This is a genomic window from Chryseobacterium sp. TQ-BC-N36 (assembly GCF_058382295.1).
On record NZ_CM178175.1, the window covers coordinates 5,011,271 to 5,027,635 of the forward strand.

The window sequence follows — 16,365 nt, forward strand, 5'->3', positions numbered from 1 at the left end:
GAACTTTCTTTGCCTTAAATTTTTTAACCAATGAAAATGAATAGGTTAATATAAGCATTTTCATTGTAATGAGGAGCAGACAGGACTCGAACCTGTGACCCACAATCTTGGTGATTTATAGGAACTTTATCTGCCTGCATCGAAAAGTAATTTTGTTGCTCTAACCATCTGAGCTACTGCCCCTGCCGTTATAAAAAAAGTTTTCATGAACCTTACAGGCTTTTATACCTGCAAGGTTGGTTATTAGTTTTTGAAAACCTGTAAGGTTTTATATTAGATTAAAAATTATGCTTTTCTGAATTTCTTCTTTTTCTTCCATGGTGCATTTTTCTGCACATCTCCGGCCATGATACATCCGTAAGGCATCACTTCATCCAATACTTCACACAGTCCGTATTCTTCAATCTGTGCTCTTACATTCTTTGCGCTTTTATAAGCGCTTGGAAGCTCAGAAATATCAATTTCATTGGAATAGAAACGGATATCCAGCCCTGCTGTTTCCTCATTGAAGATTTCCTCAGTTGTTTTATGAGCCAGAGATTTTTTATGCTGGCTTCTGCTGAAGTTTCTTCCTGCTCCATGCGGGGCAAAACCTAAGTTTCTTTCGTTGGTTGTTCCCTGAACGATCAGTACCGGCTCAGACATATTCAACGGGATCAGTCTTGGCCCTGTAATATCAGGCATGAACTTATCATCCAGCGGAGTGGCTCCTTTTGCATGATAAAACAGGTCTCCGTCTTTGAAAACGAAGTTATGTTCATTCCAATACCTGTTCTCCTTTTCCATTTCAAGCTTGCTCAGCACAGCATCATGAAGAGAGGTATGATTTTCTTTGGTCCATTGTCTGATTAGCTGAAGGGCTTCCCAATAGGATTTACCTTCTTGTGTATCATAAGGAATCCATGCGTTTTCTTTTAATGTTTCAGGAGAAATTTCCTGTCTGAAACTGTTGGCAACCTTCATTCCCTTATCATATAATGCTGCTCCAGGAGCTCTTGACCCGTGATGTGTTACCATCATGGTATTTCCTGTATTTTTAGAAATTCCAACGAAAAGGAAGTGGTTTCCGTCTCCCTGGGTTCCCATATGAGAACGGGCAATGCTGATCAGTTTTTCATCATTTAAGAATTCATTTTCTCTGAAGGCTTCCATCAGTTCCTGTGACATCGGCATCTGTTCTCCTCTTGGTCTTCCTCCATATCCGAAGTGCGTTACAGAATGCGCAGCATCCAGAACATCTTTAGGATTGGCTTTTCCAAAATCTGTCAGCATCACAGAACAGCAGATATCAGCACTATGGAATCCCGGGTGAATGGCATTTTGGGCAACCACCACACCTCCTACCGGAATCTGGCCTTCTGGACCAGTAGGGCAGGCATCCGGCATTAAAGCTCCTCCGATCAGTGTAGGGGTCTTCATCAGAACTTTCATTGTTCTGATTACTTTTTCTACATTATCATTTTCACTTTCATGTTCTGCACGTATATTGATCATAAAATCTTTAGCTGTTTCATGAAGCGGAATAAGATCCGGCTGTCTGAACTGCACCAGATATTCTGCAATCTGCTGATCATCCAGGTGATTCTCATTGATATAGCTAATGGCATCTTTAAACCATTTTGCAGGTCTATATCCTAATTCGATTAAATGATTTCCATTAAATTCCATTGTTGTTTCATTTTGATGATGCAAAGTAATACCTTTATTGCGCAATAGTTTTGCGTAGGTAAAGAAATTTTAATTATTTTTACAAAAATTCTAAAAAGAGCAGACCAGCCAATGTGAAAAATCTGCCTGAAATAAATATAAAATAATAAACCCCGATATCTATGATACTATTAGAACAATTGAAACATTTCCCTGAAACCATTCAGTTCAGTGATGTTATAGCCTATATTGACGAACATTATGAGTTTACCCCTACTGCTTTTAAAAATGGAGATACGACCAATCAGGCAGGGCAGAACAATGGTTCATGTAAACTGTTCAGCTTTGCCAGCATTCATGATCTGACAAAAGAAGAAACCCTTTCGCTTTTTGGTGAATTCTACAGGGATGATGTTTTGAAAAACCCGCAGGGAGATGATCACCAGAATATCCGTAACTTTATAAAATTCGGCTGGGAAGGGATTACCTTTGACGAAAATGCTCTGAAAGAGAAATAACCAGAGTAAAAGTGGGTAAAAAGGTGAAACCTCAAAACGGTTATCATCTTTATGTCAGCTAAAGTTATGAGTAACAGTTAATAAACGATCAATATACAAGCAGATCTGCCATTTCGCTTTTTTGCAAAAAAATACCACCATGTCATCTAATAAAAACGCCCTGATCCGCTACAAAACATTAGATAAATGTCTTAAAAACAAATACAGGAAATATACCCTGGAAGATCTCATTGATGAATGTTCAGAAGCATTGTTTGAATTCGAGGGAAAAGAATCCTATGTAAGTAAGCGTACGGTTCAGCTTGACCTGCAGAATATGCGGAGTGAAAAATTCGGTTATGAGGCTCCTATTGAAGTTTACGAAAGAAAATACTACCGTTACAGCGATCCTGAATACAGCATTCATAACATCTCTGTGAACGAAAGTGATCTGAAGGCTATGAATAATGCGGTTCAGATATTAAAACAGTTCAAGGACTTTTCCATGTTCAAAGAGATGAATGGGGTGATTCAGAAGCTGGAAGACTCCATTCATTCCACCAGTCAGAAATCTATTATTCATCTGGATAAGAATGAGCAGCTGAAGGGATTGGAGCATATTGATATTCTGTACGAAAGCATTATAAATAAAAAGGTATTGAAGATTCTTTACAAGAGCTTTACCGCAAGAGAATCCAATACATACACTGTGCACCCGCAGCTGCTGAAGGAGTTTAACAACCGTTGGTTTCTCATCTGCCTTTATAAGCAGAAAATGTATAATCTTGCACTGGACAGAATGGAACGTATTGAAACAGATGATATCCTGCCGTTTATTGATAAAGAGCTGGATGGAGATGAATATTTTAAAGATATTGTAGGTGTTACGGTCTCAGAAGGAATTGTTCCCAGAAATGTAATTTTTTGGGTAGATTCAGGAAATGCTCCGTATGTGAAAACCAAACCGCTGCATAAAAGTCAGGAGATTATCAGGGAAGATCATGAAGGAACTTTATTTAAAATCTGTGTTCAGATCAATTTTGAACTGGAAAGGTTACTGCTAGGATTTGGAGACTCTCTCGTAGTACATAAACCTCAGAAATTAAGGCGGAAAATGGAAGAAAAGTTCAACGCCGGAAGTAAAAATTATCAGAATCTGGTTGTTCCTGAAGAAAATTAAAACACTTTAAAACAGCTTCTCAAAGGACTCTGCACAAGATCATCTATTGCCATATATTATCTTGGCTTGGAAATTGCATTATTGATAATCACAAAATTAAATGTATGAAATCAAGAATATTTAAAGCATTAATTGCAATCATAGCACCCATAGCGATAGAATATATTGTTAAAAAAATATCTGAGAAACTTGATAAAAAAGAAGATCAGAAAGAAAAAGAACCAAAGCAGATTACAGCTTAAACGTAAAGTAGTTACAATTTAAAATTATTGAAAAAGAGACTGTTATAATATATACGGTCTCTTTTTTTGTTGATGAAGATGGATAGCCACCCCGTCAAAAATTCTTGAATTTTCGCCATCCCTTCAGAGGAGGGGAATTTTCACGTCTTCAGTTGGAATTTTGGTCAGATTGTATTTTTTTAATTATTTTTTCTGATAACTAAGGCCGGATTCCTACGGAATGACGAACTGTGTGGGTTGGCTATCATTCCCATTGTTTCATTCCGCAGGAATCTAAACAATACTATTATCATTTGAAAAATCGGAGATTTAAAAAAAAACTTAAGTGTACTTCTTCAGCGTTTAGAAATATCCCAAATAACTTAAGTGTTAAAAACTTTTGTGACTTTTGCGGTTTCCCTACACAAAATCATAAATTCCATCTTTCCATCCCAACACTTTGGAAGAATCGGCTTTAAGCCAGTTTTTAAGGATCGTAGCATATACTTTTCTGAAATCTTCTTTGTAGATCAGATCCCCTTCATTCAGATTCTGTAAATCAGGAAGGGCATTCAGCAATCCCTTTCTTTTTAGATTGCCACTGATAAAGAACATTTGATTGGCTGTTCCATGATCTGTTCCATTGCTCGCATTCTGGGCTACACGACGGCCAAATTCTGAAAAGGTCATCAGCAGGATATTATTAAAAAGTCCGTTGCTTTTCATATCGGCAACAAATGATTTTACAGCCTCATTGATGTCATCGAACAGTTTTTTCTGTCTTTCATTCTGATTGACATGGGTATCAAAACTTCCTACAGAAAGATAATAAACCTGAGTATTGATATCGGATTTTATTAAAGAAGCTACTGTTTTAAAGTCTTTTCCCAGTTGAGAATTGGGATAAATCTGCTCTGTTTTTTTGGCCTTGCTTTTTTCAAAAATATAATCAGCATTATTGATGGTGGAACCTAAAGTCTGATAAAGGTAAGACACGGTTTCATCATCATGATGATGGTCATAAAGCGACTTGAAATATTTTTCCTGGCTGGTTTGATACAGTCTTTTAGGATCTTTAAAAGCAAATGCTTTGTTATTTTCTCCTTTTAAAGCAAGACTTAGCATATCATCCACCTCCAGTGCCTGAGTAGGGTGGTCGCAGCGATAGCATTCTTCATCCAGAAATCGACCCAGCCAGCCTGTTTCCAGGAACTGATCGCTTCTGCTTGCCGACTGCCAGATATCCATACTCCGGAAATGGGATTTGTCCGGGTTAGGATATCCTACATTGTTCATCACAGAAAGCTCTCCGTTGTCAAAAAGTTCTTTAAAATAAGAGAGAGACGGATTAATCCCTGCTTCATCTGTTAATGGCATAGAATCCTGGATAGCCAGCGTTTTCCTTTCCCGGAAATAAATATCATTTTTAGCAGGAATAATAGTATTCAACCCATCATTTCCACCTGTAAACTGAAGAACTACCAGGATATTCTGACTGGGGTTCAAAGCTTCATCCAGGGTCATGGCTTTTAAGAAATTAGGCATCAGCATAGAAGCGGTAGCCAGTGAACTTATCTTAAGGAATTCTCTTCTTTTGATTAACATAATTTTGTTTTTAAGGTATAGGTGATAGGTTGTAACCTGAAATCTTCTGCCTACATTAACTGATATTCCGGGGTAGACATCAGGTTGATGACATTCATTTTGATACTCCTGTCAGAAAAATTATTTACTGAACTCATATCAAGGCTTCGCGTATTCTGGAGAATATAATCTTCACAATTCCTGTTGGCAAAAAGTTTTTCGATGCGATCCCAGTCGATCGTAATATTGGGATTTTTAAAACTTTTGTTCAAGGCATTTTCACGGGATTTCATTCCCATATCGATATCATCATCCTGTCGGGGGCTGTATTCCAGAGGCCGGAGGCCGGACCATATCTGTGGAACCTGGAGTCGCAGCATCAGTGTAGAACTGTCAATCCATGATTTTCCATTGGGCCATCCTGCTACATTGGGTGGATAAAGCAGCATCTGTCCTAATAATTTCTGGTAAACGATGAGGTTTTCCGGATTCTGAATATGCATCGGAAGGATCCGCATGATACCTGCCATCAGCTCCACAGGAGATTTTATCCGGTTGCCGATATTCTTCTGATCATAGAACCATGTACTGGAAAATATCTCAGTCATGAGTTTTTTGATATCATATCCGGAATTGTAGAAATTTGTACTGAGCCTGCTGACAATCTCCTGGTCTGCTTTTTCATTGACGAAGAATTTATAAATCTTTGCCGTAATAAACTGTGCGGTAGCTTTCTGTTCCAGAATAATGTCTAAAATATCATTTCCATTGAAGTTTCCTGTTTTTCCTAAAAAAGATTTGGTGCCTTCATCGTGGAGATTTTTTCTTTCTTTAAAGTTACCCTCCTTGTCATAGCTCCATCCTGTAAAGGCTCTGGCACCTTCTCTGACATCTTTTTCGGTATAGTTACCTCTTCCCATGGTAAAAAGTTCCATGACTTCTCTGGCAAAATTTTCATTGGGATGATCTTTTTTATTCTGCTGATTATTCAGAAAATTCAGCATGGCAGGCGATTGGCTTACTTCGAAAAGCAACTCTTTAAAATTTCCCAGCGCATTTTTTCTGATGGTATTTAAAAGCTGCCTGTTGAATTTTGGATTGACGACTCTTGAGGCAAAATGTCCATGCCAGAAAAACGCCATCTTTTCTCTCATCTGTTCTTTACTGTTGACGATAGTATTCAGAAAATTCAGATTCAGCTCATTGTTTTGTTCCCTGTTGATCCGCTGCATTTCTTTTTTCATTTCGGCAGAAGCTGTACTGTTCATGTAATCAGCTGCAGAAACCGGATCAGGAGTATCATAAGTAACCTCTTTGAAGCTGTCTTCTTTAAATAATTCATTCATCAATGTTTTGGTGTTCTTATTTTTCAGATCATCAATTTGATTAATACCAACGCCAAAACCTGCCCGCCAAAGAAGATGCTTGTTTTTTTGTAATGAATCAGCTATCATGGGAGAATTTATTTTTTTGATGTATTTCAAAGAAGAAGGTTAAAATAGAAACGGGTTAAGGATTGTTAATATTGTTGAGAGGGCTGGAAACAGGAGGCAAGAAGCAGGAAGTTTTGGATAGAAATAGGATTGATTTTATGGAGGTATATTTTTTCCAGCTTCCTTTTTCATCCTTTAATTCACTTTTTGAGATTATTTTTTGATAATTTTTGTTAAACAAACATTTAAATTTTGTTAAAAATAAATCATTGATATTCATTTGTTTATGATTTGTTTGTGTGTTAAAATCAAAGTGATATCCTTGCTTGGCATGATTTTTACATCCTTTTGTTTAGTAAAATTTAAAAATTAGAGTTATGAAAATGTTTAAACAAGCAATAGTACTGGCTGGTATTTTAACAGCAGGTATAGCAAGTGCCCAAAGTGCTCAGATGAATAATATGATCAAAGTAGGTGCAAATGTTGGTTTAGCAGTTCCCTCAGATAATCTTTCCGCTGCAGTAGGAGTAGATGTATCTTACCAAAACCTGATTACACCGGGATTTGGACTAGGTATCGCATCAGGATATACTCACTATTTTGGAAAAGACAATAACGGATATAAAAATAATGATGTAGGGGTAATTCCTGTAGCGGCTTTAATCAGAATTTATCCGAAACAGACCGGGTTTTATTTCGGAACAGACTTAGGATATGGTTTCTTAGTTGGAGATAAAGCAGTTGCATCAAATACCGGTGTTGAAAGAGCAGACGGAGGGTTTTACCTTAAACCGGAGATCGGATACCACAACAGAGACTGGAATTTCTTCGTGCAATACCAAAAGGTTTTTGTAGGAACAAAAGGAGATTTGCCTGGTCAGGACTATAATGTGGGAAATATCGGAGTAGGATTCGGTTACAATATTCCATTAGGAAAGTAGTTAGATTTAATATATAAACAATTATTAACCAAAACCTTTTCACGAAAGTGGAAAGGTTTTTTTGTTCTGTGCAGGATTTACAAAAACAATTATTATATTTGGTAAAATTTGAGGTTATGATTCTGAATCCAAAATTTCCACTTTATTTACCAGGAGTAGAGAACAGTAATAATGATCATGTTTCTATCATCGGGGCAAGTCTCCGTGAAGACATAACAATCTTAGGCTATTTCGTTTCCGGGAACGGAGGTCTTGAGATAAAAGTAGAAAATACATATGCAACCCAGGAATACTCTTCTTTTTCAGATATTTTGAAAAAGTTTGTTCAGGACAATCAGTTGCAAAATGTAAAACGTCTGGGAATGGCTGTGCCGGGACCTGTATTAGACGGAAAGAGTACCCCTGCAAGATTGGGCTGGCATTTAGATGTTGCTGAATATGCCCGTGATTTCGGCTTTGAGAAAGTAGACATACTGAATGACCTTGAAGCATCTGCTTACGGAATGGCTCTGCTGCAAGATAATGATCTTGAGGCAATCTATACCGGCGGACACCTTGAGAAAGGAAATGTAGCTGTGCTTGCTCCCGGAAACGGATTGGGTGAAGCCGGATATTTCTTTGACGGAAAATACCTGAGACCTTTTGCAACAGAAGGAGGACACTCGGAGTTTTCACCAAGAACCAATGTAGAAGTTGAATTTTACCAGTTCCTGAATAATATCTATGGTATTGTAAGCTGGGAAAATGTACTTTCCAAATCAGGATTATTCAATATTTACCGATTCCTGAGAGATGTGAAAAGACATCCTGAGCCGGAATGGTTAGGAGAACGTCTTGCACAGGGAAATTTCGTGGAGGAATTATATAAAGCAGCTACTGAGGACAATGTCCTGATCTGCAGAATTGCTTTAGATACCTTCCTTGAGTTTCTGGCAAGAGAGGCGAACAACCTTACATTAAAATTGAAAGCCACCGGAGGGCTGCTGATTGCCGGAGATATTCCTCAGATCGTAAGAGAATATATTGACAAGGCTAAATTCTACGAAAAGTTCAAGATCAGTGATAAAATGGAGGAGATGCTTAGAAGTACTCCAATCTATCTGGTCAAGCAAAATCACACAGCATTAAATGGTATAGCGCTTTATACGGCTTACTACCAGCTATAAAATAAAACTCCGGATATCCGGAGTTTTTTTATGAGATGATATTATTCATGAAAATAATAAATTTTATTGATATACATCAATGGAATCTATGAAAGAAGATGCTACCTTTGTACCGTTAAATAAGTAAACAACTCTATTCAATGAAAAAAATATTTTTATTAGCAGTTTTAGCTGGTGGCTTAGCATTTGGACAGTCAAAAAAAGTAGTAGCGTCTGATGTACACTGGTGGGGATACAAAGTGGCAAAATCTGAGGCCAGCTCTCACGATGGTACTGTAAAAGTAAAATCTGGTGATATGGTAATGAAAGGAAACCAATTGGTAGGCGGGAGCTTCGTATTGGATATGACTTCTATCAGTTCTACGGACCTTACAGGAGAATATCAGCAGAAATTAAACGGACACCTTAAGAATGGTGACTTTTTTGAAGTTGAAAAATTCCCTACTGCAACCTTCAAAATTACAGGAGTAAAGAAAAATAATGATAAAATCTACAATTCTCTTGTAACAGGAAACCTTACGGTGAAAGGAAAAACAAACCCTATTTCTTTCCCTGCCAAGATTTCTTACAGCAAAGGAGTGGTAAGTTTAGTATCAAACAAATTCTCTTTCGACAGACAGAAATTTGATGTAGCTTATAAGTCTACGATGCAGGATGTTTTTGTGAAAGATGATATCGATATGCTTGTAAAAGTAACTGCTCAGTAAATTAATCAAAAAAAGATTGTTAAAAGTGTAGAAGTTCTACACTTTTTTTTATTTTTGTTGAATTGTAAATAAAAAAGAATGAAAAGATTACTATTGTTTGCTATGGTGTGCGCAAGTATATCATTTGTTTCTGCCCAAAAGAAATTTGATAAGGTTTCAAAAGTGACTTCATCAGAGATCAGATGGTGGGGGTATAAGGTGGTAAAAACCCAGGAAACTTCCCATTCAGGAACCGTAAAGTTAAAAAGCGGAAAATTCAACTTTGACCATACAGTTCTTGTAGACGGAGAGTTTGTAATAGATATGAGGAGTCTGATGGCAGGAGATGTTTCAGATGAAGATCAGATCAAGCTTACAAATGATCTGAAAAGCTCCAACTTCTTTGAAGTAAAAAAATTCCCTATTGCAAAATTCCATTTGACTAAAATTATTCCATTAGCAAACAGTGAATACAATTCTACCGTATATGGTGATCTTACCCTTAAAGGAGTGAGAAAAACAATCTCTTTCCCTGCAAATGTATATGTTACCCAGTTTACCACATCTATTGAATCTGCCAAATTCTCTCTGAACAGAAGAGACTTTAAAGTATTCTATCAGTCTTCACTGAAAGATTATTTTATCAAGAATGAAATGGATATTCAGTTTAAAGTTTCTACAGAAATGCTGGATAATGAAAACAGGGTTCCAAAAAAGAAAAAATAAGATATATTTTTATTGATACAGAAAGCAGTTCATGAGAACTGCTTTTTTTAGCTCTGTTCCTGTATTTTTTATAAATTAGTGGTATGAAAATTTATATTGTGAGCGGTCTGGGAGCAGACTTTAAGGTCCTTGAAAGAATAGAGTTTCCCAAACACTGTGAACTGATTTTTATAGACTGGCTTATCCCTGAAAAAAATGAACCTTTTGATGCTTATGTTAAAAGAATGGCGGAGAAAGTAGATGATTCAGAGCCATTCTGTCTTCTGGGATATTCTTTTGGAGGAATTATTGTCCAGGAAATCAATCAGCTGAAACCTGCTGAGAAGGTCGTTATTCTCGGAAGTATAAAATCTGACAAAGAAAAATCCAGATTTATAAAGACAGGTGAGGTTACCAAAATACCAAGAATATTACCTGTAGGATTATTCAATGATAAGGCAGCCAATGTATACGCTGTTATCAGGAAGCTTTTTGATCCGAAAAATCCAAAGCTTCTGCAGTATTTTAAAGTAAGAGATCCTTATTACCTCAAATGGTCGGTAGAAAAAGTTTCTGAATGGAAGTTTGAAGAAAATCCCCAGGTGATTCAGATATTAGGGGATAAAGACATTGTTTTTCCGATCCGTTATTCGAATCCGGATTATGTGGTGAAGGGAGGAACCCATCTTTTTCCGGCAACAAAATCCAAAGAAGTTTCTAAAATACTGAAGGAGGTGTTTTGTGAAAATTAAATATATTGTTTATTAAATAGTATTTTTTTATAGGGGTATTGTTTTAAAAAGGTGGTTTTTATAAAATTTATGTTTAAATTTGATAGGGTTAAATATAAATTTTATGAAAGTAGGATTAAAATGGATCGTTTCATTTTCTGTCATTACACTTGTAGCAATCGGAGGTTTATTCTGGAATCCGGTTGCAGATATTCCTGATACAGGAGAATTTTTAAGCGAAGATAAAATTGTAGGGGCCGATGTTGCCTGGATTCTGGCTGCGGCAGGACTTGTCCTGTTGATGACCCCCGGACTGTCCTTCTTTTATGGAGGAATGGTTGGCAGGAAAAACGTGATTTCAACCATGCTGCAGAGCTTTATTGCTTTAGGTGTTATCTCTTTGGTATGGGTGGTCGTAGGTTTCTCTTTATCTTTTGGAAATTCACTGGGAATTACCATTGGCGGAAAACATTATGGTATTATCGGAAATCCATTAAGTTACCCGTTTTTCTGTGGAGTGGGGGATCTGCCGCATAAAATAATGGCTCCCACTATTCCTTTTATTCTCTTTGCCCTGTTTCAGATGAAATTTGCAGTGATTACTCCTGCCATTATTACAGGATCTTTTGCAGAGAGGGTACGTTTTATTTCTTATTTATTATTCATCGTTCTTTTCAGTATTTTTATTTATACACCGCTTTGTCATATGGTATGGCATCCTGATGGCCTTTTGAATAAATATTTCGGAGTGAAAGATTTTGCCGGTGGAACAGTCGTGCATATGAGCGCAGGTTTTGCAGCGCTTGCAGGTGCTTTGGTGGTTGGAAACAGGAAAAATCCACATCATGAGCCTTCCAATATTCCTTATGTACTTCTTGGTACAGGAATGCTCTGGTTCGGATGGTTCGGATTTAATGCTGGTTCCGCATTGAGTGCTTCCGCTTCGGCAGCGACAGCTTTTGGGACAACTACTATTGCTTCTGCTTCAGCGATGATGACATGGATTTTTTTCGACAGAATCAATGGGAGAAGTGTTTCGGCTTTGGGAGCCTGTATCGGGGCTGTAGTAGGGCTGGTGGCAATTACTCCCGGATGTGGTTTTGTAAGCATTCAGGAAAGCCTTTTTATAGGATTTATCTCTGCAATAGTTTCTAACGTAATGGTGAATTGGAAACCTTTAAAGAAAATAGATGATACACTGGATGTTTTTGCCTGTCATGGAGTAGGAGGGATTATGGGAATGATTCTTACTGCTGTTTTTGCCCGTGGTGAAAATGCAAGTCTGCTTCATGGGGGGCTTGATGTTTTTCTTCATCATATGGCTGCTTTGGTTCTGGTTTCCGTTTTTACATTTTTTGGCTCATTGCTTTTATATAAAATTACAGATTCAATAATCACATTAAGAGTATCTGAAGAGTCTGAAAATAAAGGGCTTGATCTCTCCCAGCATGAGGAATGTCTGCAATAGTTTTTATATTCTGATCAGATCTCTGTTTTCATTAAAGATTTGAAGATTGATTTTAGGATTTATCATGTATCTTTGTTTTTGAGGAAAATGACGAATCATTTATGGAATCAATATCGGTTTTTGAAATTATTAAAGTAGGAATAGGCCCTTCCAGTTCGCATACCATGGGGCCTTGGAATGCAGCTGCTGCATTTATCAGGATTATAAAAAGAGAAAGATCAATCGAAGAAGTGAAAGAGGTTTTTCTTGAGTTTTTTGGCTCACTCGCAAAAACGGGGATTGGGCACGGAACTGATATTGCAGGAATGCTCGGGCTGAACGGCGAAGATTTTAAAACAATCAATACTTCAAAAATTGATGAGAAAATAGACTATATTAAAAGCACTCAAACAATCAATCTGGGGGGCGAGAAGGTTATCCCATTTATTTATGGCCATCATTTGGTTTTAAATATGAAAAAAAGCCTTGATTTTCACCCGAACGGAATGATCTTCAGAGCTGTTTTTGAGGATGGAACTGAGCTTGTGCAGGATTTTTATTCTGTGGGAGGCGGTTTCATTGCCAGTCAGGAAAAGAATTCTATCCAAAAGCAGTGTGTACGTACCCTGTATCCTTGTCATAAAGCTTCTGATATCGCAAAATACTGTGAGAAGCTTGGGCTTCATAAAATGTCAGATCTGATTCTGATCAATGAAGAAAGCTGGAGAACTCAGGAAGAAACAAAACAAGAGGCACTTTACATCTGGCAGCAGATCAAAGAATGTATTTACAAAGGAGTTAATAAGGAAGGGGTTCTTCCGGGTGGGCTGAATGTTTCCCGAAGGGCCGCCGGAATCAACAGAAAGCTTCTGGGTGATAAAATCTATAAAAATAAAGACGAATGGTTCCAGCAGGTGGTAGATGCTGAAGAGAACTTTACGAATATCAATAAATGGATTGCCTGCTTTGCGCTGGCTGTGAATGAAGAGAATGCAAGTTTCGGAAGGATTATAACCGCTCCTACCAACGGAGCAAGCGGTGTTATTCCGGCAGTATTGATGTATGCTCAGGCTTTTACCCCGTTCACCAGTGAAGATGATATTGTAAGATTCCTGCTTGTGGCGGGAGAAATCGGAACATTATTCAAGAAAAATGCAACGATCTCTGCAGCAATGGGAGGATGTCAGGCAGAAATCGGAGTGTCTTCCGCAATGGCCGCTGCCGGACTTACAGAGATCCTCGGCGGAAGTGTAGGACAGGTTTTGATGGCGGCAGAAATTGCCATGGAACATCATCTTGGATTAACTTGCGACCCAATCAAAGGGCTGGTTCAGATTCCGTGTATTGAAAGAAATACAATGGGTGCCATGAAAGCTATTACGGCAGCCAATATTGCACTGGAAAGTGATCCTACCAAAGCAAGGGTAACATTGGATGAGGTGATTCAGACGATGTGGGAGACAGCCCAGTCTATGAGTGACCGCTTTAAAGAAACTTCCGAAGGCGGACTGGCAATTGCAGTAAACGTTCCGGAATGTTAATGAAAATAATTCCCATTTACAATACAAAACAAAACCCTTAGACATTACTGTTTAAGGGTTTCTTAATAAAATAAAAGTAAAAACCGTTGGGCTTTCAGTATCGTAATATAACTTATCTTAAAATTCCTCTGATTCTGTTGGCATTGGTAATCAGTTCTTCAAGGTATTCATAGTTTTCTTTTTCAAGGGCAGATTTGAATTTTCTGAGCTGGGTAATATGCTCGTTCAATACATCCAGCACATTTTCTTTGTTTTGTTTAAAAATAGGAACCCACATTTCCGGATGTGACTTTGCAAGACGTACGGTACTCGAGAAACCGGAACTGGCCAGCTGAAAAATGGTTTCCTCCTCCCGTTCTTTTTCCAGTACAGTATTGGCAAGAGCATACGACGTAATGTGGGAGATATGGGAAATATAAGCTGTGTGTACATCATGATCTTCTGCATTCATGTAGATCATATGCATGTCAAGGGCATTAACCAGCTGTTCAACAGTATTCAATGCATCTTCTGCAGATTCTTCTTTGTTGCAGATTACGCCTGCTTTTCCTGAGAAACTTTCTGCGACTGCGGACTTCGGACCGTTGTTTTCTGTTCCCCACATCGGGTGGAATGCGACAAATCTTGAACGTTTCGGATGGTTTTTTACGGCATTTACAATTCCGGCTTTGGTAGAACCTGCATCCATAACAGTTTGCTGATCAGACACGAGGTCTAGAACAGCGGGTAATAGTTTTCTGGCCGCATCTACAGGAATGGCAAGAATAATAAGGTCAGAGTTTTTGATTCCCTCTTCCAGATCTGCACCCGCATCAATGATTTTAAGATCCAATGCGTCACTGATATGCTGTGTATTGTTATCTATCCCGTAGATGAAGCTGGCGATGTTTTTCTCTCTTAATTTCAGAGCCATCGAACCACCGATCAATCCCACTCCAATAATACTTATTTTCATCTTTTTAAATTTTTTAAATAAAAAAACCTCGTCCTTAGGACGAGGTTTTAAATTATATTCATAAGAATCCCTATCCCAGAGCTGAGGTAAAAATTCTATAATAATATGTTCCGTTGTTAAAATTCATGCAGCAAAGGTAAAAATATTTTTTAAATGAAATGAAATTTCTTTTCTAAATTATAAAGTTGTTTAAACTTTACCAATCACAAAAGTCTCAAAAGGTTTTATTTTAGAACACTTGAGTTCACTTAAGCAGGTTTAAAATGATCCTGCAGAAAAGTTCACATAAGATAAAAATCAAAGATTTTCACAAAACTTAAGGCTAGGTACTGAAAAAACTTAAGTGTTTAAAACTTTTTTATGTTTTGATGCTTCTGTACTTGTTTATAAGTTAATTTAGCTGTTCATTTAAATCTGTAAAAAACACTCATGAAGAATAGATTTTTATATGGAATTTTTACCGTATTGATTGGTATCAGTACCGGATATGCCCAAAACCTCAATCATCAGTCTTCAGTTTTTTTTACCACCAAAAGAAAAGATACAGGGGAGATTAAGAAGAGGATCGAAGAGCAGGGTATCATTGCTTTTAAGTCCTTGGAAGACCGTTTGAAGCCTATACGGGCCAATTTTAAAAGAATTAATTCCTATGCAAAATGGAGTTCTGTAAAAAAGAAAACTATTGAAGGAGAAACGGCTGAAGGGGGAGAAGCAGTATTTTATTATGCAGATAAAAAGCTGGAAAAAGTGATCGCCAGATATTATGGAGAAACAGGGCAGATCCTTATGGAGTATTATCTGCTGAATGGACAGCTGTCTTTTGTTCTGGAGAAAGAATACAGGTATAACCGTCCCTTTTTCTATGATGCTAAAGCTATGAAAGATCATAATGATACGGAAGCCTTTGATCTCAATAAGTCAGAGGTTATTACAACCAGAAATTACTTTGAAAATGGAAACATCATTATGATCAATAATACGACAGGACGTGGATTCAATATCAGTGCTGATTATACGTCTGAACAGGAGAAAAACTTAACAGAGAGTTTCAAAAAGCTTATGAAACTGGCAGAATAATGTCTGTTATTTCTGTTGATCAGCCTTGATAATATGGAGTCTTTCTTCAACTTCGTTGATCCTTTTGAGCCAATAGTTGATGCCTTCCTGATTGGTTACCGTTTCTTTAAAAGCATTACGGTTAACAGCCCATAGATGTGAACTGTTTTTTTGATAATCCAGTTCCCGGTCTTTTTTTGTTTCTGGTTCAATACGGTACCTCCAGAACACCAGAGATCTCATATATTCTGAACGTACCTTTTCCAGATAGTCAATAATAGCTTTCCGGTCCTGAGGAATATATCCCGGTCCTGAACATCCACATGAATGGAAAGTGATCCCGACTGTATACAAATCCCGGATATGGGCCCATTGTTTGTCATCATTTTTTGCCGGTGATTTAAAATCTAATCCCATATTGGCCATCAGATTTCCACACTCGGGACATTTGGCTTCTACTGATATCTGGGCGTCCCTGTCCACATCTTTCAGGATACGGCGTTTGAATGTTTTCTGGCAGTTGAAACAGGCATAATGACCTTTGTAAACCATCATGGCATATCGGCACATATTAT

Annotated in this window: 16 protein-coding genes and 1 tRNA gene; 11 read left to right on the forward strand and 6 right to left on the reverse strand. The window is 37.6% G+C overall.

Features of this window, described 5'->3' with window-relative positions; genetic code table 11:
* Positions 1-71: 71 nt before the first annotated feature.
* Positions 72-183 (reverse strand) — tRNA-OTHER (locus AC3FI7_RS22725).
* Between the two features lie 102 nt (positions 184-285).
* The gene (locus tag AC3FI7_RS22730) at positions 286-1,086 is read right to left on the reverse strand and encodes an RtcB family protein (RefSeq protein ID WP_491462110.1); all 801 of its coding nucleotides are present in this window, start codon (positions 1,084-1,086) and stop codon (positions 286-288) included.
* Between the two features lie 743 nt (positions 1,087-1,829).
* Here AC3FI7_RS22730 and AC3FI7_RS22735 point away from each other — a divergent pair.
* The 3 genes from AC3FI7_RS22735 to AC3FI7_RS22745 all read left to right on the forward strand — a co-directional run bounded on the left by AC3FI7_RS22735 (position 1,830) and on the right by AC3FI7_RS22745 (position 3,566).
* Entirely contained in the window at positions 1,830-2,165 is a 336-nt protein-coding gene (locus tag AC3FI7_RS22735) for a HopJ type III effector protein (RefSeq protein ID WP_491460983.1), read from the forward strand.
* Positions 2,166-2,304: 139 nt separating this feature from the next.
* Positions 2,305-3,324, forward strand: coding sequence for a helix-turn-helix transcriptional regulator (locus AC3FI7_RS22740; RefSeq protein ID WP_142725933.1), 1,020 nt, complete (start codon positions 2,305-2,307; stop codon positions 3,322-3,324).
* Positions 3,325-3,428: 104 nt separating this feature from the next.
* Complete coding sequence (locus AC3FI7_RS22745) at positions 3,429-3,566, forward strand: hypothetical protein (RefSeq protein WP_002980888.1); 138 nt, start codon at positions 3,429-3,431, stop codon at positions 3,564-3,566.
* 399 nt (positions 3,567-3,965) lie between these two features.
* On the opposite strand, the gene AC3FI7_RS22750 is transcribed toward AC3FI7_RS22745, so the two are convergent.
* Together AC3FI7_RS22750 and AC3FI7_RS22755 are read right to left on the reverse strand one after the other, a co-directional pair.
* Positions 3,966-5,150, reverse strand: coding sequence for a DUF1501 domain-containing protein (locus AC3FI7_RS22750; RefSeq protein ID WP_142725932.1), 1,185 nt, complete (start codon positions 5,148-5,150; stop codon positions 3,966-3,968).
* Between the two features lie 50 nt (positions 5,151-5,200).
* The gene (locus tag AC3FI7_RS22755; protein ID WP_343660870.1) at positions 5,201-6,583 is read right to left on the reverse strand and encodes a DUF1800 domain-containing protein; all 1,383 of its coding nucleotides are present in this window, start codon (positions 6,581-6,583) and stop codon (positions 5,201-5,203) included.
* A 356-nt stretch (positions 6,584-6,939) separates the two neighbouring features.
* Between AC3FI7_RS22755 and AC3FI7_RS22760 the strand changes: the two genes are divergently transcribed.
* The 7 genes from AC3FI7_RS22760 (at position 6,940) to AC3FI7_RS22790 (ending at position 13,779) form a co-directional block, all read left to right on the forward strand.
* The gene (locus tag AC3FI7_RS22760; protein WP_142725930.1) at positions 6,940-7,503 is read left to right on the forward strand and encodes a hypothetical protein; all 564 of its coding nucleotides are present in this window, start codon (positions 6,940-6,942) and stop codon (positions 7,501-7,503) included.
* A 116-nt stretch (positions 7,504-7,619) separates the two neighbouring features.
* Positions 7,620-8,669, forward strand: a complete 1,050-nt coding sequence (locus AC3FI7_RS22765; protein ID WP_491460984.1) for a glucokinase — start codon at positions 7,620-7,622, stop codon at positions 8,667-8,669.
* Positions 8,670-8,809: 140 nt separating this feature from the next.
* Positions 8,810-9,376: a YceI family protein gene (locus AC3FI7_RS22770; RefSeq protein WP_142725928.1), complete on the forward strand. Its 567-nt coding sequence runs from the start codon at positions 8,810-8,812 to the stop codon at positions 9,374-9,376.
* A gap of 78 nt (positions 9,377-9,454) precedes the next feature.
* Positions 9,455-10,081, forward strand: coding sequence for a YceI family protein (locus tag AC3FI7_RS22775; protein WP_142725927.1), 627 nt, complete (start codon positions 9,455-9,457; stop codon positions 10,079-10,081).
* An 83-nt stretch (positions 10,082-10,164) separates the two neighbouring features.
* Complete coding sequence (locus AC3FI7_RS22780) at positions 10,165-10,812, forward strand: alpha/beta hydrolase (protein WP_142725926.1); 648 nt, start codon at positions 10,165-10,167, stop codon at positions 10,810-10,812.
* A gap of 103 nt (positions 10,813-10,915) precedes the next feature.
* Positions 10,916-12,259: an ammonium transporter gene (locus AC3FI7_RS22785; RefSeq protein WP_343660874.1), complete on the forward strand. Its 1,344-nt coding sequence runs from the start codon at positions 10,916-10,918 to the stop codon at positions 12,257-12,259.
* Positions 12,260-12,360: 101 nt separating this feature from the next.
* On the forward strand, positions 12,361-13,779 hold the full coding sequence (locus tag AC3FI7_RS22790) for an L-serine ammonia-lyase (protein WP_142725924.1): 1,419 nt from the start codon (positions 12,361-12,363) through the stop codon (positions 13,777-13,779).
* A 112-nt stretch (positions 13,780-13,891) separates the two neighbouring features.
* On the opposite strand, the gene AC3FI7_RS22795 is transcribed toward AC3FI7_RS22790, so the two are convergent.
* Complete coding sequence (locus tag AC3FI7_RS22795) at positions 13,892-14,734, reverse strand: prephenate dehydrogenase (RefSeq protein ID WP_343660876.1); 843 nt, start codon at positions 14,732-14,734, stop codon at positions 13,892-13,894.
* 429 nt (positions 14,735-15,163) lie between these two features.
* Here AC3FI7_RS22795 and AC3FI7_RS22800 point away from each other — a divergent pair, with 429 nt between their 5' ends.
* On the forward strand, positions 15,164-15,811 hold the full coding sequence (locus AC3FI7_RS22800; RefSeq protein WP_491460985.1) for a hypothetical protein: 648 nt from the start codon (positions 15,164-15,166) through the stop codon (positions 15,809-15,811).
* A gap of 6 nt (positions 15,812-15,817) precedes the next feature.
* On the opposite strand, the gene AC3FI7_RS22805 is transcribed toward AC3FI7_RS22800, so the two are convergent.
* Positions 15,818-16,345 (reverse strand): hypothetical protein, encoded by a 528-nt coding sequence (locus tag AC3FI7_RS22805; RefSeq protein WP_228451318.1) that lies wholly within the window; start codon positions 16,343-16,345, stop codon positions 15,818-15,820.
* Positions 16,346-16,365: the final 20 nt, after the last annotated feature.